The organism is Actinomycetes bacterium (assembly GCA_035489715.1).
GTDB lineage: Bacteria > Actinomycetota > Actinomycetes > JACCUZ01 > JACCUZ01 > DATHAP01.
Genome location: DATHAP010000201.1, coordinates 1 through 20,974 on the forward strand (window position 1 = coordinate 1; position 20,974 = coordinate 20,974).

General features: G+C 72.9%; 20 protein-coding genes. 18 read left to right on the forward strand and 2 right to left on the reverse strand.

All coding sequences use genetic code 11. The features are described from left to right. Window positions 1-95: MBL fold metallo-hydrolase (locus tag VK640_16085; protein HTE74696.1), on the forward strand; the 95-nt coding region annotated here is incomplete at its 5' end. Window positions 96-302: 207 nt separating this feature from the next. Here VK640_16085 and VK640_16090 read toward each other — a convergent pair. Beyond that, the gene (locus tag VK640_16090; protein ID HTE74697.1) at window positions 303-956 is read right to left on the reverse strand and encodes an MBL fold metallo-hydrolase; all 654 of its coding nucleotides are present in this window, start codon (window positions 954-956) and stop codon (window positions 303-305) included. Between the two features lie 22 nt (window positions 957-978). Further along, entirely contained in the window at window positions 979-1,707 is a 729-nt protein-coding gene (locus VK640_16095) for a maleylpyruvate isomerase family mycothiol-dependent enzyme (protein ID HTE74698.1), read from the reverse strand. A gap of 101 nt (window positions 1,708-1,808) precedes the next feature. Here VK640_16095 and uvrA point away from each other — a divergent pair, with 101 nt between their 5' ends. From uvrA to VK640_16180, 17 genes are all read left to right on the forward strand, one after another. Then, window positions 1,809-4,709 (forward strand): excinuclease ABC subunit UvrA, encoded by a 2,901-nt coding sequence (gene uvrA, locus VK640_16100; GenBank protein ID HTE74699.1) that lies wholly within the window; start codon window positions 1,809-1,811, stop codon window positions 4,707-4,709. 399 nt (window positions 4,710-5,108) lie between these two features. Then, on the forward strand, window positions 5,109-5,798 hold the full coding sequence (locus tag VK640_16105; GenBank protein ID HTE74700.1) for a response regulator transcription factor: 690 nt from the start codon (window positions 5,109-5,111) through the stop codon (window positions 5,796-5,798). 61 nt (window positions 5,799-5,859) lie between these two features. Continuing rightward, window positions 5,860-6,378, forward strand: coding sequence for a Rieske (2Fe-2S) protein (locus VK640_16110; GenBank protein HTE74701.1), 519 nt, complete (start codon window positions 5,860-5,862; stop codon window positions 6,376-6,378). A gap of 80 nt (window positions 6,379-6,458) precedes the next feature. Continuing rightward, window positions 6,459-8,507 (forward strand): excinuclease ABC subunit UvrC, encoded by a 2,049-nt coding sequence (gene uvrC, locus VK640_16115; protein HTE74702.1) that lies wholly within the window; start codon window positions 6,459-6,461, stop codon window positions 8,505-8,507. Next, on the forward strand, window positions 8,504-9,397 hold the full coding sequence (gene rapZ / locus VK640_16120) for an RNase adapter RapZ (protein HTE74703.1): 894 nt from the start codon (window positions 8,504-8,506) through the stop codon (window positions 9,395-9,397). The genes uvrC and rapZ overlap by 4 nt, the downstream gene beginning before the upstream one ends. A 31-nt stretch (window positions 9,398-9,428) precedes the next feature. Next, on the forward strand, window positions 9,429-10,475 hold the full coding sequence (gene yvcK, locus VK640_16125; protein HTE74704.1) for a uridine diphosphate-N-acetylglucosamine-binding protein YvcK: 1,047 nt from the start codon (window positions 9,429-9,431) through the stop codon (window positions 10,473-10,475). A 4-nt stretch (window positions 10,476-10,479) separates the two neighbouring features. After that, window positions 10,480-11,460: a DNA-binding protein WhiA gene (whiA, locus tag VK640_16130; GenBank protein HTE74705.1), complete on the forward strand. Its 981-nt coding sequence runs from the start codon at window positions 10,480-10,482 to the stop codon at window positions 11,458-11,460. 125 nt (window positions 11,461-11,585) lie between these two features. Beyond that, window positions 11,586-12,590, forward strand: a complete 1,005-nt coding sequence (gap, locus tag VK640_16135) for a type I glyceraldehyde-3-phosphate dehydrogenase (GenBank protein HTE74706.1) — start codon at window positions 11,586-11,588, stop codon at window positions 12,588-12,590. Between the two features lie 8 nt (window positions 12,591-12,598). Then, window positions 12,599-13,813 carry a phosphoglycerate kinase gene (locus tag VK640_16140; GenBank protein HTE74707.1) on the forward strand — a complete coding sequence of 405 codons (1,215 nt, stop codon included), beginning with the start codon at window positions 12,599-12,601 and terminating at the stop codon, window positions 13,811-13,813. Window positions 13,814-13,817: 4 nt separating this feature from the next. After that, on the forward strand, window positions 13,818-14,612 hold the full coding sequence (gene tpiA / locus VK640_16145) for a triose-phosphate isomerase (protein ID HTE74708.1): 795 nt from the start codon (window positions 13,818-13,820) through the stop codon (window positions 14,610-14,612). Between the two features lie 67 nt (window positions 14,613-14,679). Then, window positions 14,680-14,910, forward strand: a complete 231-nt coding sequence (secG, locus tag VK640_16150; protein ID HTE74709.1) for a preprotein translocase subunit SecG — start codon at window positions 14,680-14,682, stop codon at window positions 14,908-14,910. Between the two features lie 56 nt (window positions 14,911-14,966). Then, on the forward strand, window positions 14,967-15,305 hold the full coding sequence (locus VK640_16155; GenBank protein HTE74710.1) for an RNA polymerase-binding protein RbpA: 339 nt from the start codon (window positions 14,967-14,969) through the stop codon (window positions 15,303-15,305). 42 nt (window positions 15,306-15,347) lie between these two features. Next, the gene (locus VK640_16160; protein ID HTE74711.1) at window positions 15,348-16,556 is read left to right on the forward strand and encodes a CoA transferase; all 1,209 of its coding nucleotides are present in this window, start codon (window positions 15,348-15,350) and stop codon (window positions 16,554-16,556) included. After that, window positions 16,553-18,055 carry a carboxyl transferase domain-containing protein gene (locus VK640_16165; protein ID HTE74712.1) on the forward strand — a complete coding sequence of 501 codons (1,503 nt, stop codon included), beginning with the start codon at window positions 16,553-16,555 and terminating at the stop codon, window positions 18,053-18,055. The genes VK640_16160 and VK640_16165 overlap by 4 nt, the downstream gene beginning before the upstream one ends. A gap of 9 nt (window positions 18,056-18,064) precedes the next feature. Continuing rightward, window positions 18,065-19,015, forward strand: coding sequence for a carbamate kinase (gene arcC / locus VK640_16170; GenBank protein HTE74713.1), 951 nt, complete (start codon window positions 18,065-18,067; stop codon window positions 19,013-19,015). Between the two features lie 5 nt (window positions 19,016-19,020). Next, window positions 19,021-20,133 carry a ring-opening amidohydrolase gene (locus VK640_16175; GenBank protein ID HTE74714.1) on the forward strand — a complete coding sequence of 371 codons (1,113 nt, stop codon included), beginning with the start codon at window positions 19,021-19,023 and terminating at the stop codon, window positions 20,131-20,133. Window positions 20,134-20,154: 21 nt separating this feature from the next. Beyond that, a complete protein-coding gene (locus VK640_16180) occupies window positions 20,155-20,904 on the forward strand; it encodes an SseB family protein (protein HTE74715.1) in 750 nt (249 codons plus the stop codon). Window positions 20,905-20,974 lie beyond the last annotated feature (70 nt).

Genomic DNA, 20,974 nt, shown 5'->3' on the forward strand with positions numbered 1-20,974 from the left:
CGGACGAGACCTGGTTCTACCCCGGGCACGGCGACGACTCGACGGTGGGCGCGGAGCGGCCGCACCTCGACGAGTGGCGCGCCCGCGGCTGGTGAGCGGACCGCCACCACGCCTTGTGACCAACCGCCTCCGCAATGTGGCAAATGAGACATTCAACCGCGAACTCCTGACGTGGTTGGCTACCGTGACGCTCCACCTCCGGCCAGGGCGCCGGCCACTGACGCGTCGCCCCCGCAAGGCCCGGCGCGGTCACCGTCCGCGGAACGCGCGGGATCACCAGCCGCGCAAGGCAGGGCGCGGGATCACCAGCCGCGGGCGCGCCACTCCTCGAGGTGCGGCCGCTCCGCACGCAGGGTCGAGTCGTCGCCGTGCCCGGGGTAGAACCAGGTCTCGTCCGGCAGCCGGCCGAAGAGCTTGCTCTCCACGTCACCCAGCAGCGACGCGAAGTCCTCGGGAGTCGTGGTCCTGCCGACCCCGCCCGGGAACAGCGAGTCACCGGTGAACAGGTGCGGGTGGCCGCTCCTGTCGTCGTGCAGCAGGGCCACCGAGCCCGGCGTGTGGCCGACTAGCTGGACGACGCCGAGCGTGACCTCGCCGACCGTCACGGTGTCGCCGTCGGCGAGCAGGTCGTCGGTCCCGACCGGGATGCCCTCCACGTCGTCCCGGCCGGCTGCAGTGCGCGCACCGGTGGCGTTCACCACCCGCTCCAGCGCCTGCCAATGGTCCCCGTGCCGGTGCGTGGTCACGACCTGGCCCAGGCGCCGCTCGCCGACCAGCCCCAGGAGCCGGCTCGCTTCGGCGGCCGCGTCCACCAGCAGCAGCTCACCGGACGCCCGGCACTCCAGCAGGTAGGCGTTGTTGTCCATCGAGCCGACTGAGACCTTAATGATGGTCAGCGCGTCCAGCTCGCGGGTGGCGGCCGGGCCGCCGGGGGAGACGTGTCCGTCGTAGCTCACGCCGCGAGGCTAGCCGCCGCCCTCAGGACCAGCGCGGGGCGCGGGGGACCTCGCCCGGCGGGTCCAGGGTCAGACCTTCGCCGGCCGTGCGCCCGATGAGCCACCCGACCAGCGCCGACCGTGGCCCGGCCAGGGTGGGACCGGCCGAGGCAACCTCCCACCGGCCATCCGCATCGGTCGCGGCCAGGACGCCTACCGGGCAGTCCCGGTTGTCGTGGAAGAAGCCGGCCAGCTGGTCCAGCGTCCGCGCCGCGAACTCCGGCGACCAGTCGTCAGGCGTGTAGCCCGCGTCCAGGTCGACGTGGTGGACCTCGACCTCGCGGACCCGGATCACCGGGATCTCCCAGCCGTAGGCCGACGCCCCGGACCTCAGGTGGACCTCCCTGTCGAGCCCGTCGGCCGGGAAGTCGGCGAAGGCCTCCAGCAGCCTCTCGGCGGAGTCGGTCAGGTCCAGCCGCAGGTCACCGAGCCCCCGACCAGCCCCCGCCTCGATGGCGGCGTCCCGGTCCTCGCGGTACATCGGCCGGTCGTCACCGGTGCGCGCGTTCTGCGCCAGGACCGCCAGCCCGTCGGCGTTGCGAGCGACGTGGGTCAGGACGTGCGCCCGGGTCCAGCCCGGCAGGAGGGACGGTCCGCGTACGTCGCGCTCGGTCAGCCGGTCCAGGCCGGCCAGCAGGCGGTCGGTCGCCTCGGCCATCTCGTCGAGGGCGCGCTGCAGGTCGGCCATCCGGCCGGTCGGGTCCCCGCTCATGCCGGCGACCATAGTGGGGACCTCAGGAGGACGGCGCCACCTGTCGGCGCGGCCACCTAGCATGGTCCGCGACCTGACCGCTCCGGCCAGAAGGATCACGAGTGGACCAGCTGATCGTCCGAGGTGCGCGTGAGCACAACCTCAAGGACGTCTCGCTCGACCTGCCCCGCGACTCGCTCATCGTGTTCACCGGGCTGTCCGGGTCCGGCAAGTCCAGCCTCGCGTTCGACACGATCTTCGCCGAGGGCCAGCGGCGCTACGTGGAGTCCCTGTCCGCCTACGCCCGGCAGTTCCTCGGCCAGATGGACAAGCCGGACGTCGACTTCATCGAGGGACTGTCCCCGGCGGTCTCGATCGACCAGAAGTCCACCAGCCGCAATCCCCGGTCCACCGTGGGGACGATCACCGAGGTCTACGACTACCTGCGCCTGCTCTTCGCCCGGGCCGGCCGCCCGCACTGCCCGGTCTGCGGCGAGCCGGTCAGCCGGCAGACCCCCCAGCAGATCGTCGACCGGGTGCTCGAGATGGAGGAGGGCACCCGGTTCCAGGTTCTGGCCCCGGTCGTCCGCGGCCGCAAGGGCGAGTACGCCGAGCTGTTCCGCGAGCTGCAGACCAAGGGCTACAGCAGGGCCCGTGTCGACGGCGAGACCGTCTCGCTCGCCGAGCCGCCCAAGCTGGACAAGAAGTACAAGCACTCGATCGACGTCGTCGTCGACCGCCTCTCCGTCAAGCCGTCCGCCAAGCGCCGGCTCACCGACTCGGTCGAGACGGCCCTCGGCCTGGCCGGAGGCCTGCTGCTCCTCGACCTGGTGGACCTGCCGGTCAAGGACAAGGGCCGGGAGCGCCGCTTCTCCGAGAAGCTCGCCTGCCCCAACGACCACCCGCTGACGATGGACGAGCTGGAGCCGCGGTCGTTCTCCTTCAACTCGCCCTACGGCGCCTGCCCCGAGTGCACAGGCATCGGCACCCGGCTCGAAGTCGACCCCGAGCTCATCGTCCCGGACGACGAGAAGTCGCTGGGCGAGGGCGCGGTCGCGCCATGGGCCTCGGGCACCTCGTCGAGCGAGTACTTCCAGCGGCTGCTGCAGGCGCTGGCCGACGACATGAACGTCAGCATGGACACGCCGTGGCGCAAGCTGCCTGCGCGCGCCAAGGACGCCGTCATGCACGGCCTGGACTACCAGGTGCACGTCAAGTACCGGAACCGCTACGGCCGGATGCGCAGCTACCACACCGGTTTCGAGGGTGCGATCCCCTTCGTGCAGCGCCGCCACTCCGAGACCGAGTCGGACTGGAGCCGCGACCGCTACGAGGGCTACATGCGCGAGGTGCCGTGCCCAGTCTGCGGCGGTGCCCGGCTCAAGCCGGAGTCGCTGGCCGTCCTGGTCGGTGGCCACTCGATCGCCGACGTCTGCCGGCTGCCGATCCGCGACTGCGACGACTTCCTGCGCAGCGTCGACTTCACCGACCGGGAGCGCCAGATCGCCGAGCGGGTGGTCAAGGAGATCCATGCCCGGCTGGGCTTCCTGCTCGACGTGGGCCTGGACTACCTCTCCCTGGAGCGGCCCTCCGGCACGCTCTCGGGCGGCGAGGCGCAGCGGATCCGGCTGGCCACGCAGATCGGCGCCGGCCTGGTCGGCGTGCTCTACGTGCTCGACGAGCCCTCGATCGGCCTGCACCAGCGTGACAACCACCGGCTGATCGAGACGCTGACCCGGCTGCGCGACCTGGGCAACACGCTGATCGTCGTCGAGCACGACGAGGACACGATCCGCACCGCCGACTGGGTCGTCGACATCGGGCCGGGCGCCGGCGAGCACGGCGGCCAGATCGTGGTCTCCGGCACGGTCGAGGACCTGCTGGCCAGCAACGACTCGCTGACCGGTGCCTACCTCGCGCGACGTACCGTCATCCCGACCCCCGAGATCCGGCGGCCCCGCACGCGCGGCCGCGACCTGACCGTCGTCGGCGCGCGGGAGCACAACCTGCAGACCATCGACGTGACGTTCCCGCTGGGCTGCTTCGTCGCCGTGACCGGGGTGTCAGGGTCCGGGAAGTCGACCCTCGTCAACGACATCCTCTACACCGCGTTGGCCCAGAGGCTGCACGGCGCCCGGACGGTGCCGGGACGGCACAAGAAGATCAAGGGGCTGGAGCACGTCGACAAGGTCGTCCACGTCGACCAGAGCCCGATCGGGCGGACACCGAGGTCCAACCCGGCCACCTACACCGGCGTCTTCGACCACATGCGGCGGCTGTTCGCCGAGACCACCGAGGCCAAGATCCGCGGCTACCAGCCCGGCCGGTTCTCGTTCAACGTCAAGGGCGGCCGCTGCGAGGCCTGCTCCGGCGACGGCACGATCAAGATCGAGATGAACTTCCTGCCGGACGTCTACGTGCCGTGCGAGGTCTGCCACGGAGCCCGCTACAACCGCGAGACCCTCGAGGTGCACTTCAAGGGCCGGACCATCGCCGAGGTCCTCGACATGCCGATCGAGGAGGCCGCCGACTTCTTCGCCGCGGTCCCCGCGATCGCGCGCCACCTCACCACGCTCAACGACGTCGGTCTCGGTTACGTCCGGCTCGGTCAGCCGGCGCCGACCCTCTCCGGCGGGGAGGCGCAGCGCGTCAAGCTCGCCTCCGAGCTGCAGAAGCGCTCGACCGGCCGCACCGTCTACGTGCTCGACGAGCCGACCACCGGCCTGCACTTCGAGGACATCTACAAGCTGCTCCGGGTGCTCCAGGGGCTGGCCGACAAGGGCAACACGGTCATCGTCATCGAGCACAACCTCGACGTCATCAAGACCGCCGACTGGGTCATCGACATGGGCCCCGAGGGTGGCTCGGGGGGTGGCACCGTCGTCGCGGAGGGCACGCCCGAAGACATCGTGGCGGTGCCGGAGAGCCACACCGGGGTCTTCCTCAAGAACGTCTTGGGGCAGACGGCTAGGCCCGCGAAGCGGGCGCGGGCACCGCGGCGTACGGCGCGCAAGGCGGGCTGACCACGAGCAGCCCGGACACGCCTCCGAGCGGCGGGCGGCCACGGGGGATGCACACCCGCCGCTCGGTGGGCGGGGCCGGGCAGGGAGCTGGGGGCAGGCCCCGACCCGGCGGTACGGACGACACGGGGCAGGGTCCTGCCGTGTCTTCGACAGGGCCGTGTCGTCCGACGTCCTCAACGCTGCCGCGCCCGGCACGGTACCGACAGACTCATCGGCACGATCCTCGCCTAGTGCCTCTGGCGGGCCGCCGCGCAACCCGGGAGGGCCGGTCGTGACGCGGACGCACTACTCACCGGTAGCCGTACGCTGCGTGGCCCGGCCGTGGCAGGGTGTGAGAGCAGGGCTGACGACGACGTCGAGCAACAAGGGGTCGGGGGGAGGCTGACAGTGGGTCCACCGGTGACTGGCGCGAACAGGGGCTCGAGCCCGGCCGGCCCACCGACCAGGCTGCTGATCGTCGACGACCACGACATGTTCGCCGACAGCCTGCGGCTGGCACTGTCCGCCCAGCCGGACTTCCAGGTCGTGGGTACGGCCGGCACCCTGGTGCAGGCCAAGAACATGGTGGCGACGACCACGCCGGACGTTGTGCTCCTCGACCATCATCTGCCCGACGGGCTGGGGGTCGACGCGATCGCCGACCTGCGTGCGATCCGACCCGAGAGCTACATCGTGGTGCTCACCGCCGCGGCCGACGACTCGATGCTGGTGGCGGCCACGGAGGCGGGCTGCGCCGGCTTCATCCTCAAGACCAGCCCGCTCGACGAGCTCGTCTCCGCGGTGCGTACGGCGGCTGCCGGGGAGATCATGGTCAGCTCCGACCTGCTGTCCCGGCTGCTCCACCGGCTGCACCACCAGTACGACAAGCCGGCCGACGACCTCACCTCCCGAGAGCGCGAGATCCTGCAGCTCATCGCCGAAGGCCTCACCAACGGTGCCATCGCCACCCGGCTGTTCATCTCGGTCAACACCGTGCGCAACCACGTGCAGAGCATCCTGATCAAGCTCGGTGCGCACTCCAAGCTCGAGGCCCTCTCGGTGGCCATCCGCGACGGCATCATCGACCCGCCGAGCGCGGCGGCCGGCTGACCGCCGGGCGGAACCTCGTCGTGCCGGAAACTCCGGCACCGTCCCGCTCGTTGCGGGGGTCATGCCCGAGCTGACACCAGACACCACTTCCGAGACCACCCTGACCGAGCTGTCCCGCCGCCGGGTGCTGCGGGTGGCGGCCGTGTCCGGCGCCGGCGCCCTCCTCGTGGCCTGCGGCGGTGACGACACGGCGACCGACTCCTCCGACCAGGGGTCCGGCGGATCCTCGAGCACGCCGGCCGGCACCTCGTCGTCGGCAGCCGAGTCCGACGAGGATGCGGGTGGAGGTGGCGGCGGTGGGCTGGTCGCCACGGCCGACGTGCCGGTCAAGGGCGGCGTCGTGCTGGACGACAAGAAGATCGTCGTGACCCAGCCGGCGTCGGGGGAGTTCAAGGCCTTCACGGCGGTCTGCACGCACCAGTCGTGCACCGTGGCGAGTGTCAAGGCCAACACCATCACCTGCCCCTGCCACGGCAGCACGTACAGCGCGCTCGACGGCAGCGTGCAGGGCGGCCCGGCGCCGAGCCCGCTGCGGGAGATCGCGGTGACGGTCGAGGGCGACCAGGTCGTCAGGTCCTGACCTCGTCGTCCGGCGCGGGCGTCCCTGAGACGGGTGCGGTGCGGCCTGCGGGTGACGCACGCCGGTCGTAGGGTTGTCGGGTGGCTGACCCGGCGTCGTACCGTCCTGCGCCGGGGTCCATCCCGGAGCAGCCGGGCGTCTACCGGTTCCGTGACGAGCGCGGGCGGGTCATCTACGTCGGCAAGGCCCGCAGCCTGCGGCCGCGGCTCTCCTCGTACTTCCAGGACCTGGCCAACCTGCACGCCCGGACCCAGTCGATGGTCACCACGGCGGCCAGCGTCGAGTGGACCGTCGTCAGCACCGAGGTCGAGGCGCTCCAGCTGGAGTACAGCTGGATCAAGGAGTTCGACCCCCGCTTCAACATCCGCTACCGGGACGACAAGAGCTACCCCAGCCTGGCCGTCACGCTGAACGAGGAGTACCCCCGGCTGCAGGTCATGCGCGGACCGAAGAAGCGGGGGGTCCGGTACTTCGGGCCGTACTCCCACGCCTGGGCCATCCGCGAGACCCTGGACCTGCTGCTGCGGGTCTTCCCGGCCCGCACCTGCTCCGCCGGGGTCTTCAAGCGGGCCGGTCAGGTCGGCCGCCCCTGCCTACTGGGCTACATCGGCAAGTGCTCGGCTCCCTGCGTCGGCCGGGTCGGCGCCGAGGAGCACCGGCGGATCGTCGACGACTTCTGCGACTTCATGGCCGGCCAGACCGGGACCTACCTGCGTCGCCTCGAGAAGGAGATGCAGGTCGCCGCCGCCAACCAGGAGTACGAACGGGCTGCCCGCCTGCGCGACGACGTCAAGGCGCTGGAGCGGGCGATCGAGAAGCAGTCGGTGGTCCTGGGCGACGGCACCGACGCCGACGTGGTCGCCTTCGCCGAGGACCCGCTCGAGGCGGCGGTCCAGGTCTTCTACGTCCGCGGCGGCCGGGTCCGCGGCCAGCGCGGCTGGGTCGTGGAGAAGGTCGAGGACCTGACGACCGGCGACCTGGTCGAGCACTTCCTGCAGCAGGTCTATGGCGGCGAGAGCGGTGACGCGGTGCCTCGAGAGGTGCTGGTGCCGGCCATGCCACCCGACGCCGAGGCGGTCACCGACTGGCTGACCGGCCTGCGCGGGCGGCCGGTCTCCCTCCGGGTGCCGCAGCGCGGCGACAAGCGGGCACTGATGGAGACCGTCGCTCGCAACGCCGGCCAGTCGCTCGCGCTGCACAAGACCAAGCGGGGCAGCGACCTGACCGCGCGCAGCCTCGCGCTGCAGGAGATCCAGGACGCGTTGGGGCTCGACGAGGCCCCCCTGCGCATCGAGTGCTTCGACGTGTCCCACCTGCAGGAGAGCGAGGTCGTGGCGTCGATGGTCGTCTTCGAGGACGGCCTCGCGCGAAAGAGCGAGTACCGCCGGTTCGTCGTGAGAGGCCAGGGCGACCGGCCGGGCGCCGGCGGCGACGTAGCCGCCATCCACGAGGTGGTCAGCCGCCGGTTCCGCCGGCTGGTCGACGAGCGCTCCCGCACCGGCGACCTCCAGGAGACCGCCGCGGGCACCGGCGTCGATGCGCCGGAGGTCCCGGCCGGCATCGACCCCGAGACCGGCCGCCCGCGCAAGTTCGCGTACGCCCCCAACCTGGTCGTGGTCGACGGCGGTGCGCCCCAGGTCGCCGCGGCCCAGCGGGCCCTGGACGAGCTCGGCGTCGACGACGTCGCACTCTGCGGCCTGGCCAAGCGGCTCGAGGAGGTATGGCTGCCGGGCGTGGCCTACCCGGTCGTGATGCCGCGGACCAGCGAGGGGCTCTACCTGCTGCAGCGGGTGCGCGACGAGGCGCACCGCTTCGCCATCACCCACCACCGCGGGCGCCGGTCCCGGTCGATGACCGCCAGCGCGCTGGACGGGATACCGGGGCTGGGCGAGACCCGGCGCAAGGCTCTGCTCAAGCAGTTCGGGTCGCTCAAGCGGCTCCGCGCCGCCTCGGCGGCCGAGATCGCCACCGTGCCCGGTGTGGGACCGCGCACGGCGGCCGCAGTGGTCGCCGCGCTCGCGACCGGTGCCGACGTCCCGGCGGGGGTCAACATGGCCACCGGCGAGGTCCTCGACGACGGCGCGGATGACCGACCGGACGACCGTACGACCGGAGGGACCCACCCGTGACCGCCGCCGAGGCGCGCCCGGACGCCGCCCCGCACCTGCCGGAGCTCGCCATCATCACGGGCATGTCCGGGGCCGGGCGCAGCACGACGGCCAACGTGCTCGAGGACCTCGGCTGGTTCGTCGTCGACAACCTGCCACCCGCGCTGCTGCCCACCCTCGCCGAGCTCGGTGGCCGCGCCCGGGGCGACGTCGCGCGGATCGCCGCCGTCGTGGACGTCCGCAGCGGCTCCTTCTTCGCCGACCTGACCGAGGCGCTGGGTCAGCTGGCGGTGCGCGGCTCCGACCCGCGGATCGTCTTCCTCGAGGCATCCGACGAGGCGCTGGTCCGCCGGCACGAGGCGGTGCGCCGACCGCACCCGCTGCAGGGCGAGGGCATGCTCAGCGACGGCATCTCGCGGGAGCGGGCGATGCTGCGCGACCTGAGGGCCGACGCCGACATCGTGCTCGACACCACCAACCTCAACGTGCACGAGCTCGCCGCCAAGGTCGTGCAGTCCTTCGAGCAGGTCTCGCCCGGGCTGCACGTCACGATCATGACCTTCGGCTACAAGTACGGCCTGCCCGTCGACGCCGACCTCGTGCTGGACTGCCGCTTCCTGCCCAACCCGCACTGGGTGCCCGAGCTGCGCCCGCTGACCGGCCAGGACCCAGCGGTCCGCGACTACGTCCTGGCCCAGCCGGGTGCCCGGCCGGTGCTCGACTCCTACGAGCAGGTCCTGGCCCTGGTGGGCGAGGGCTACCTGCGCGAGGGCAAGCGCTACGCGACGGTCGCCATCGGCTGCACCGGGGGCAAGCACCGCTCGGTGGCGATGGCCGAGGAGCTGGTGGCCCGGTTGGCCGCCGGCGGGGTCGACGCCACCGTCGTCCACCGGGACCTCGGCCGTGAGTGAGCCGGTGGCCGAGGGTCCCGCCGGACCGGCGGTGGTCGCGCTGGGGGGTGGCCACGGGCTGGCCGCGTCGCTTCAGGCGCTGCGGCGGGTCACCGACGCGCTCACCGCGGTCGTCACGGTCGCCGACGACGGCGGCTCGAGCGGCCGCCTGCGCCGGGAGCTCGGCGTGCTGCCGCCCGGCGACCTGCGGATGGCGCTGGCCGCGCTGTGCGGCGACGACGAGTGGGGGCAGACCTGGAGCAAGGTCGCCCAGCACCGCTTCCGCAGCGCCGGCGACCTGCACGACCACGCCGTCGGCAACCTGCTGATCGTCGCGCTGTGGGAACTCTTGGGTGACTCGGTGGCCGGGCTGGACTGGGTCGCCCGCCTCCTCGGGGCGCACGGCCGGGTGCTGCCGATGTCGCTGGTGCCGCTGGACATCGAGGCGGTCATGGCGGTCGACGACCCGGTGGCCGCTGCGGAGGGGACCGGCCGGTCGGCGCGCACGGTGACCGTCCGTGGACAGGTGGCGGTGGCCACGACGCCCGGGCGCGTGGTCGGCCTCGGCCTGGTGCCGGACCGGCCTCCCGCCTGCCAGGAGGCGGTGGCTGCCGTGCGCAGCGCCGACTGGGTCGTCCTCGGCCCCGGGTCCTGGTACACCAGCGTGATCCCGCACCTCCTCGTGCCCGACCTCGCCGACGCCCTGTGCTCGACCGCCGCCCGCCGGCTGGTCGTCCTCAACCTGGCGCCCCAGCCGGGCGAGACCGCGGGCTTCGCGCCGGAGACCCACCTGGAGGTGCTGGCGGAGCACGCCCCCGGTCTGCGGCTCGACGCGGTCGTCGCCGACGCGGCCGCCGTGCCGCACCCCGACCGGCTCGCGCGGGTCGCCCGGTCGCTTGGGGCCGAGCTGAGGCTCGACGACCTGGCCCGCGCCGGCCAGCCCGAGATGCATGACCCCGACCGCCTCGGCGCCGTCCTCGGTGCCCTCTTCGCCGATGCCGGTGCCGACGCGGGCGGCCCTGGCGCTGCCCAGGACGCCCGACCGGGACGAACGGATCGGTTCGCCCGGCTCGACCCGCTCTCGACTGACAGGATGTGAGCCCATGGCCATGACCGCCGCCGTCAAGGACGAGCTCGCCCACCTCGAGGTGACCAAGCCCTGCTGCCGCAAGGCCGAGGTGTCGGCGATGCTGCGCTTCGCGGGCGGCCTGCACATCGTCGCGGGTCGCATCGTCGTCGAGGCGGAGGTCGACAACGGCGCCACCGCCCGGCGGCTGCGAAAGGACATCGCCGAGGTCTTCGGCCACCCGTCGGAGGTCGCGGTCGTGGCACCGGGCGGGCTGCGCAAGGGCAGCCGCTACGTGGTGCGGGTCGCCAAGGACGGCGAGGCGCTGGCCCGCCAGACCGGGCTTCTGGACGGGCGAGGGCGCCCCGTCCGCGGCCTGCCGCCGCAGGTCGTCTCGGGCGCGCCGTGCGACGCCGAGGCGGCGTGGCGGGGCGCCTTCCTCGCCCACGGGTCGCTCACCGAGCCGGGCCGGTCCTCGGCCCTGGAGATCACCTGCCCCGGGCCCGAGGCCGCCCTGGCCCTGGTCGGCGCGGCCCGCCGGCTGGGCATCAGCGCCAAGGCGCGCGAGGTGCGCGGGGTCGACCGGGTCGTGGTCCGCGACGGTGACGCGATCGGTGCGATGCTCACCCGGCTCGGCGCCCACGACAGCGTGCTGGCGTGGGAGGAGCGGCGGATGCGCCGCGAGGTGCGGGCGACCGCCAACCGCCTGGCCAACTTCGACGACGCCAACATGCGCCGCTCGGCCCGGGCGGCCGTCGCGGCGGGTGCGCGGGTACAGCGCGCTCTGGAGATCCTCGGCGAGGACATCCCCGACCACCTGCGGGTGGCCGGCGAGCTGCGGCTGGCGCACAAGCAGGCCAGCCTCGAGGAGCTGGGCACCCTGGCCGACCCGCCCATGACCAAGGACGCCGTCGCCGGTCGGATCCGGCGGCTGCTCGCGATGGCCGACAAGCGGGCCGCCGACCAGGGCATCCCCGGGACCGACGCCAACCTGACGCCGGACATGCTCGACGCGTGACATCAGCGCGATCCGCGGAAGAGCGGGCGGGCATCTCGCCAGGTGAGGCGGCCCGACGACGGCCCTGTGGCCTCTCGGTAGGGTCGGACCTGGACGGATGACCGAGAGCGCTGGAGGAGATCGTCGTGACTGTTCGGGTGGGCATCAACGGCTTCGGCCGCATCGGCCGCAACTTCTTCCGCGCCGTCCTCGCTCAGGGCGCCGACATCGAGGTCGTCGGTGCCAACGACCTGACCGACAACAAGACGCTGGCCCACCTGCTCAAGTACGACAGCATCCTGGGCCGGCTGACCGAGGACGTGAGCTACGACGACGAGAACATCGTCGTCGGAGGCCGCAAGATCCGCGCGCTCGAGGAGCGCGACCCGGCCGCACTGCCCTGGAAGGAGCTGGGCGCCGACGTCGTCATCGAGTCCACCGGCTTCTTCACCGACGCGACCAAGGCAAAGGCTCACCTCGACGGTGGTGCGCAGAAGGTCATCATCTCGGCCCCGGCCAAGAACGAGGACTTCACGGTCGTCCTCGGTGCCAACGACGGCGACTACGACCCGGTGAAGCACCACATCATCAGCAACGCCTCCTGCACGACCAACTGCCTCGCCCCGCTGGCCAAGGTCCTGCACGACACGTTCACCATCGAGCGCGGCCTGATGACGACGATCCACGCCTACACCGCCGACCAGAACCTGCAGGACGGGCCGCACAAGGACCTGCGCCGGGCCCGCGCCGCGGCGCTCAACGTGGTGCCCACCAGCACCGGGGCGGCGAAGGCGATCGGCCTGGTCCTTCCCGAGCTCAAGGGCAAGCTCGACGGCTACGCGCTCCGCGTCCCCGTCCCGACCGGCTCGGCCACCGACCTCACCGTCACGGTGGGCCGCGACACCACCGTCGAGGAGGTCAACGCCGCCTACCAGGCCGCGGCCGCCGGCGCCCTCAAGGGTTACCTGACCTACACCGAGGACGAGATCGTGTCGAGCGACATCGTCACCGACCCGTCGTCGTGCATCTACGACTCCAAGCTCACCAAGGTGATCGGCGACCAGGTCAAGGTGGTCGGCTGGTACGACAACGAGTGGGGCTACTCCAACCGCCTCGTCGACCTCGTGTCGCTCGTCGGCGCGTCGCTCTGACCGGCACCGTGCAGACCGTCGACGACCTAGGGGACCTCCGAGGCAAGCGCGTCCTCGTCCGCTCGGACCTCAACGTGCCGCTGGACGGCAGCACCATCACCGACGACGGCCGGATCCGGGCGAGTGCACCGACCATCGCCGACCTCGCCGACCGCGGTGCCCGCGTTGTGGTGTGCGCGCACCTGGGACGGCCCAAGGGCCGGCCGGTGGAGAAGTACAGCCTCGCCCCGGTCGCGAAGCGGCTGGCCGAGGTGCTCGGCCGGCCGGTCGAGTTCGCCACCGACACCGTCGGCGACAGCGCCAGGGCAGCCGTCGACGGGCTGGGCGACGGCGACATCGCCCTGCTCGAGAACCTTCGCTACAACGCAGGCGAGGAGAGCAAGGACGACGCGGAGCGCGGCGCGTTCGCCGACCAGCTCGCCGCTCTCGCCGACGTCTACGTCGGTGACGGCTTCGGTGCCGTGCACCGCAAGCACGCCAGCGTGTACGACGTGCCCCGGCGGCTGCCGCACGCGGCCGGCGAGCTGGTCGAGGTCGAGACCGAGGTTCTGCGCCGTCTCACCGGCGATCCCGAGCGGCCGTACGTCGTCGTGCTCGGCGGCTCCAAGGTCTCGGACAAGCTGGGCGTCATCGACAACCTGCTCGGCTCGGTCGACCGGCTGCTGATCGGCGGCGGCATGGTCTTCACGTTCCTCAAGGCCCAGGGCGACGAGGTCGGCAAGAGCCTGCTCGAGGAGGACCAGCTCGACACCGTCGGGGGCTACCTCGAGCGCGCCGAGGCCAAGGGTGTCGAGATCGTGCTCCCGGTCGACGTCGTCGTCGCCACCGAGGTCTCGGCCGACGCCGAGCACGAGGTGGTCGCCGTCGACGCGATCCCGGCCGACCGCTACGGCCTCGACATCGGCCCCGAGAGCGGCCGGCTGTTCGCGGGGCGGATCGCCGACGCGCGCACCGTCTTCTGGAACGGCCCGATGGGCGTCTTCGAGCTGGCGCCCTACGCGGAGGGAACCCGCGCGGTCGCCCAGGCGCTCACCGAGGTGTCCGCTGCCGGCGGGCTGACCGTGGTCGGCGGAGGCGACTCCGCCGCGGCCGTCCGCAAGCTGGCGTTCGACGAGGGCGCCTTCGGCCACATCTCCACCGGAGGCGGTGCCAGCCTCGAGCTCCTCGAGGGCAAGGACCTTCCGGGGTTGGACGCGCTCGCTGACAGCGACGGAGGTCGTTAGACCCATGGCACGCACCCCGCTGATGGCGGGCAACTGGAAGATGAACCTCAACCACCTCGAGGCCCTGGCGCTGGTCCAGAAGCTCGCCTTCTCGCTGACCGACGAGGACCACGACGCCGTCGAGGTGGTGCTGCTCCCGCCGTTCACCGACATCCGCTCCGTGCAGACGCTGGTCGACGGCGACAAGTACCGCATCCGGTACGGCGCGCAGGACGTCTCACCGCACCCACCGGGCGCCCACACCGGCGACATCGCAGCCTCGATGCTCGCCAAGCTGGGCTGCGGCTACGTCGTCGTCGGGCACAGCGAGCGCCGGGCGGACCACGGCGAGGACGACGCCCTGGTCAACGCCAAGGTGAAGGCGGCGTGTGCTGAGAAGCTGGTCCCGATCCTGTGCGTCGGCGAGCCGCTGCAGGTGCGCCAGGAGGGCGGCCACGTCGGGCACTGCGCCGACCAGCTGGCCGCCGACCTCGACGGCGTCCCGGCCGAGCAGGCGCGGACCATCGTCATCGCCTACGAGCCGGTGTGGGCGATCGGCACCGGCGAGGTGGCCACCCCGGACGACGCCCAGGAGGTCTGCGCGGCGATCCGCACCCGGCTCGCCGAGCTCTACTCCGGCGACCTGGCCGACGGTGTGCGCATCCTCTACGGCGGCTCGGTCAAGGCCGCCAACGTGGCCGGCATCATGGCCCAGGAGGACGTGGACGGCGCGCTCGTCGGCGGTGCGAGCATCGACCCGGACGAGTTCGTCGGCATCGTCCGCTACCGCACGTCGACCGAGGAGCTCGCGGCGTCCTGACCTGTCCGGCCGACCGGTGACGTACCCTGGTCCCTCCCGGTCCTGACGAACGTAAGGCTGAGCCAGCGTGGAGATCGCGTTCCAGATCGTGCTCGTCATCACGAGCCTGCTGATGGTGCTGCTCGTGCTCCTGCACAAGGGCAAGGGCGGTGGGCTGTCCGACCTCTTCGGGGGCGGTGTCTCGTCCTCCCTCGGCGGCTCGTCCGTCGTCGAGCGCAACCTGGACCGGCTCACGATCGGCATCGGCATCCTGTGGCTCGCCTCGATCATCGGACTGGGGCTGCTGCTCAAGAACTGACCGTCCGCGGGTGGACGGGCCGGCACAACACCTCGAGAAGCTGGGGAGCGACGAACGTGGCAAGCGGTAACGCGATCCGGGGCAGCCGTGTCGGTGCGGGCCCCATGGGTGAGGCCGAGCGCGGCGAGGCCGCGCCCCGGTTCCGGCTGTCCTACTGGTGCGCCAATGGCCACGAGACCAAGCCGAGCTTCGCCGAGGAGACCCAGGCGACAGCCCCCGAGGTCTGGGACTGCCCGCGGTGCGGGTTCCCCGCCGGGCAGGACCGCGACAACCCGCCGTCCCCGCCGCGCACCGAGCCGTACAAGACGCACCTGGCCTACGTGAAGGAGCGCCGGACCGAGGCCGACGGGGCCGCGATCCTGGAAGAGGCGCTGGCCAAGCTGCGCGGCCGCTGAGTCTCCCGGGAGCCGCCGCGCCGTGTGACAGGCTGCACCGGCATGAGCGGTCCCCTCAGCGGAGTCCTCGTCGTCGATCTCTCCCGGGCGCTCGCCGGCCCGCACGCGGCGATGATGATGGGTGACCTCGGCGCACGGGTCATCAAGGTCGAGACCCCCGGGGGCGGTGACGACAGCCGCGGCTGGGGCCCGCCGTTCGTCGACGACACCGGGCAGGTGGCCGACCACGGCGAGAGCACCTACTTCTTCTCCTGCAACCGCAACAAGGAGTCGGTGACCGCCGACCTGAAGTCCGCCGAGGGCAAGGAGCTGCTGACCGGGCTGGTCCGACGGGCCGACGTGCTCGTCGAGAACTTCCGGACGGGGGTGCTCGACCGGCTCGGCTTCCCCGTCGAGGTGCTGCACGAGCTGAACCCGCGTCTCGTCGTGCTCTCCATCACCGGGTTCGGCCACGACGGCCCTGAGGGCGGCCGGGCAGGCTACGACCAGATCGCCCAGGGGGAGGCCGGCCTGATGTCCCTCACTGGTCCGGGGCCGGACGACCCCACCAAGGTCGGGGTGCCGATCGGTGACCTGCTCGCCGGCATGTACGGCGCCTACGGCGCGGTGGCCGCCCTGCACGAGAGGGACCGCACCGGCAAGGGCCGTGTCGTCCGGACCTCGCTGCTGGCGGGCATCGTCGGGGTGCACGCCTTCCAGGGCACCCGCTACACCGTCACCGGCGAGGTCCCGCACAGCCAGGGGAACCACCACCCGTCGATCTGCCCCTACGGCCTCTTCCACTGCGCCGACGGGCTGCTGCAGATCGCCGTCGGCAGCGAGGGCCTCTGGCGCAGGCTCGCGCCGGCCTTCGACCTGCCGCTCGACGAGCCCGGCTTCGCCTCCAACGCGGAGCGGGTGCGCAACCGGGACGCCGTCAACGCGGCCCTCGACAGCGCCTTCGCGACGTACGCCCTCGCCGACCTGCTGCCGAAGCTGGCCGAGCTGGGGGTGCCCGCCGGAGAGGTGCGGTCGCTGGACCGGGTCTACGGCTGGGAGCAGACGCGCTCGCAGGGGCTGCTGGTCGAGGTCGAGCACGCGACGGCCGGCCGGATCACGCTGCCCGGCCCGCCGCTGCGCTTCGACGGGATCGACGCGCTGGAGCACACCGCCCCGCCGACCCTGGGCCAGCACGACGAGTCGGTGCGCCGGTGGCTGGCGCAGGACGGCGGACCGACCGACGAGCCGGCGGGCGGGGCGGCCGGGCGGTGACCAGCCCCGATGCCCTCGAGCTGATCGGCGCGGTCCTCGACGAGGGCAGCTGGGTGCGGTGGGACGAGCCGGTCAGGGCGCGACCGGCCGACACGGAGTACGCCGCCGCGCTCGACCGGGCACGGGACCGCACCGGGCTGGACGAGGCCGTCGTCACCGGCGAGGGCCGGGTCCGCGGCCGCCGGGTCGCCGTGGCCGCCTGCGAGTTCGGCTTCCTGGCCGGCTCGATCGGCGTGCATGCCGCGGACCGGCTGGTCCGCGCCGTCGAGCGCGCGACCGACGAGCGGCTGCCGCTGCTGGCCTCGCCCACGTCCGGCGGCACCCGGATGCAGGAGGGCACCGTCGCGTTCCTGCAGATGGTGAAGATCTCGGCCGCGATCGGGCGGCACAAGGCCAACGGCAACCCCTACCTCGTCTACCTGCGCAACCCCACGACCGGTGGCGTCCTCGCCTCGTGGGGCTCGCTCGGGCACGTCACCGTCGCCGAGCCCGGCGCGCTGATCGGCTTCCTCGGGCCCCGCGTCTACGCCGCGCTGTACGGCGCCGAGTTCCCCGCAGGGGTGCAGACGGCGGAGAACCTGCGCGAGCACGGGCTGGTCGACGCAGTGGTCGCCCCGGACGCGATCGCGGATGTCCTCGACCGGGCCCTCAACGTGCTGGCCGCCCCGCTCGAGGGCTCGCCCGACGTCGAGGATCCGGCGGACGACCCGGTCCCCGACCGGCCGGCCTGGGACTCGGTCGTGCGCTCCCGCCGGCCCGACCGGCCCGGGGTGCGCCAGCTGCTGCGGCACGCGGCCCGCGACGTCGTACCACTGCACGGGACCGGGGCGGGCGAGACGGACGCCGGGCTGCTGCTGACGCTGGCCCGCTTCGGCGGGGCGCCCTGCGTCGTGCTCGGTCAGGACCGGTCCCGGCAGGGCCCCGGCACCCCGCTCGGCCCGGCCGGCCTCCGCGAGGCGCGGCGCGGCATGAAGCTCGCCGACGAGCTCAAGCTGCCGCTGCTCACCGTCATCGACACCTCGGGCGCGGCGCTGTCGAAGGAGGCCGAGGAGGGCGGGCTGGCCGGGGAGATCGCCCGCTCGCTGGCCGACCTCGTGCTGCTCGACGCCCCGACCGTCTGCCTGCTCCTCGGCGAGGGGGCGGGCGGGGGAGCGCTCGCCCTGCTGCCCGCCGACCGGGTGGTGTGCGCCCAGCACGGGTGGCTCTCGCCGCTGCCGCCCGAGGGGGCGTCCGCGATCATCCACCGCACGACGGACCGAGCCGCCGAGATGGCCACCGTCCAGGGCGTCCGCTCGCTGGACCTGCTGCGGGACGGGGTCGTGGACCGGGTCGTGGCCGAGCACCCGGACGCCGCCGACGAGCCGGGGCCGTTCCTGGACCGGCTGGCCCGCGTCCTCGAGGCCGAGCTGACCGGGCTGCTCCGCCGCGATCCGCGCACCCGGCTCGCGGCCCGGCTGGCGCGCTACCGCCGCCTCGGGTCCGCACCGGGTGCCCCCTAGGGTGACCGCATGAGCAGGCTGCGCGCGCTGATCGCCCTCGGTGGCAACGCGATGACCGGCCAGGGTGGCGACGCCGCGCCGGCCGAGCAGGACCGCGCGATCAGGTTCGCCATGGACCGGGTGGCCGACCTCGTCGGCGAGGGCGTCGACGTGCTGCTCACCCACGGCAACGGCCCGCAGGTCGGCAACCTGCTGGTCAAGAACGAGCTCGCTGCCCACGTGGTCCCACCGGTGCCGCTCGACTGGTGCGGCGCCCAGACGCAGGGGACGATCGGCTTCCTGGTGCTCGACGCCCTCGAGTCGGCGCTGGCCGCCCGGGGGCTGGAGACGCGGGTCGCCGCCGTCGTGACCCGGACCCTGGTCGACGGCCAGGACCCCGGCTTCGGCAAGCCGACCAAGCCGATCGGGCGCTACCTGCCGGAGCCGCAGGCCCGGGCGCTGATGGACCACGGCCAGGTATGGGAGGACCGCGGAAGCCGCGGCTGGCGGCGGGTCGTCGCATCGCCCGAGCCGCTCGAGATCCTCGACGCCCCCGCCATCGCCGCGCTGGCCGCGGCCGGCTACGTCGTGCTCGGGGCCGGCGGCGGCGGCATCCCGGTGGTGCGCGGCCGGGACGGCGTCCTGCGCGGCGTCGAGGCGGTCATCGACAAGGACCTCTCCGCCGCGCTGCTGGCGCGGTCGGCCGACGTGGACGTGCTGGTCATCGCCACCGACGTCGAGCACGTCGTGCTCGGCTGGGGGACCGACGACCAGCATCCGATCGGCCGGGTGAGCGCCGAGGAGATGCGCCGCATCCAGAAGGAGCACGACTTCGCCAGCGGGAGCATGGGGCCAAAGGTCGAGGCAGCCCTGCGCTTCGTCGAGGCCGGCGGCACCCGGTCGGTCATCTCGTCGCTGGAGAACATCGAGCAGGCCGTGCACGGCAGGGCCGGCACCGTCATCGAGCCCGAGAGGCAGTGAGCTACATGGCCACCCCGCAGCCCGTCGAGGTGCACAAGGTCCCGATCGAGAGCGTGTCCGACGCGTCCGGCCTGGCCCGGCTGATCGACGACGGTGCGATCGAGGCGGACCGGGTCATCGCCGTCATCGGCAAGACCGAGGGCAACGGGGGCGTCAACGACTACACCCGGATCATCGCCGACCGGGCCTTCCGCGAGGTGCTCGAGGCCAAGGGCAAGCGGCCGATGGAGGACATCAAGCAGATCCCCATCGTGTGGTCCGGCGGCACCGACGGCGTCATCTCGCCGCACGCGACGATCTTCGCGACAACCGACCCCGGCAAGGTGCCCGCGACCGACGAGCCCCGCCTCTCGGTCGGCTACGCGATGAGCGACCAGATCCACCCCGAGGACATCGGCCGCCTCCCGATGGTCGAGAAGGTCGCGGCCGGGGTGAAGGTCGCGATGGAGCGGGCCGGCATCACCGACCCTGCCGACGTGCACTATGTGCAGACCAAGACGCCGCTGCTCACACTCGAGACCATCACCGACGCCAAGCGGCGTGACCAGGACGTGTGGACCGAGGACACCCTGAAGTCGATGGACGTCTCCAACTCGACGACGGCGCTGGGCATCGCGGTCGCCCTGGGCGAGATCGAGATGCCCAAGGCCGAGCAGATCCACAAGGACCTCTCGCTCTACTCGTCCGTCGCGTCCTGCTCGTCGGGCGTCGAGCTGGACCAGGCGCAGATCGTGGTCCTGGGCAACGTGCGCGGCGTCGGCGGCCGGTTCCGCATCGGGCACAGCGTCATGAAGGATGCGCTGGACGCCGATGGCGTGTGGGAGTCGATCCGCAGCGCGGGCCTCGACGACCTGCCGGAGCGCCCGCGCACCAGCGACCTGGGCGACCGGGTCGTCAACATCTTCTGCAAGTGCGAGGCCGACCCGACCGGCAGGGTGCGCGACCGGCGCAACATCATGCTCGACGACTCCGACGTGCACTGGCACCGCCAGATCAAGTCGTGCGTCGGCGGCGTGGTCGCGTCGGTGACCGGTGACCCGGCGGTCTTCGTGTCGGTGGCGGCCGTCCACCAGGGCCCGTCAGGCGGCGGCCCGGTCATCGCCATCGTCGAGCCCTGACGACGTACGTCGTCGTTGCCCGTGCCGAAGCCTTACCGCCGCATCCCCGACCCGGGGTTCGCCGGTGACACCGGAGGAGCCGACCCGAACCTCGCTGACGCGCTCGAGGCGGTCGCGGCGGACCCCGGCCGCCAGCCGGAGGTCCTGGCGGCCCTGCACGGCGCCCGGGTGCTCGCCGCCGTCGGGGCAGTGGCGACGGAGACCGCGCCAGGGGCGGGTGTCCACCTCGCCGACAAGGAGGCCGACATCGCCCTCGCGCTCCTCGACGACGGCGCGGGCCGCCGGGCGCTGCCGGTCTTCTCCAGCGTCGCCACCCTGGCGCGCTGGGACCCGCGGTCCCGCCCGGTGCCGGTCGAGGGGTCGCGGGCTGCCGCCGTCGCCCAGGCCGAGGGGGCCCAGGACCTGGTGGTCGATCTTGCCGGGCCGGTGCCCGTCGTCCTGGGGGAGCGGGAGGTCCGCGCGCTGCTTCGGCCGATGCCGACCGTGCCGGCGTACGCCGACAGGCAGCTCACCCGGACGCTGAGCGCGGTCCTCGGCCACGAGCCCGGCCTCTCGGCCGCCTGGATCGGCCCGTATCCCGGGACCGACGCCCGGCTCAGCGTGGCCGTGGCCGCGGACCAGGACCCGGTCGCCGTCGCCCAGGCCGTCGCCGGCCGGCTGGCGGCCCTGGCCCGGACCAGCGTCCTCGGCCTGGACCTGGCGGTCGTCCCGGCCGGCTGGACGCCCCCGCGAGGGCACCGGCAGCTCGCCACCGAGCAGGACCGACCATGATCGGGCCGGGGGGACCGGACGCCCGGGCCAGTCGCGCGCCCACGATCACCGGTTTCTCCCTCTCCGCCCG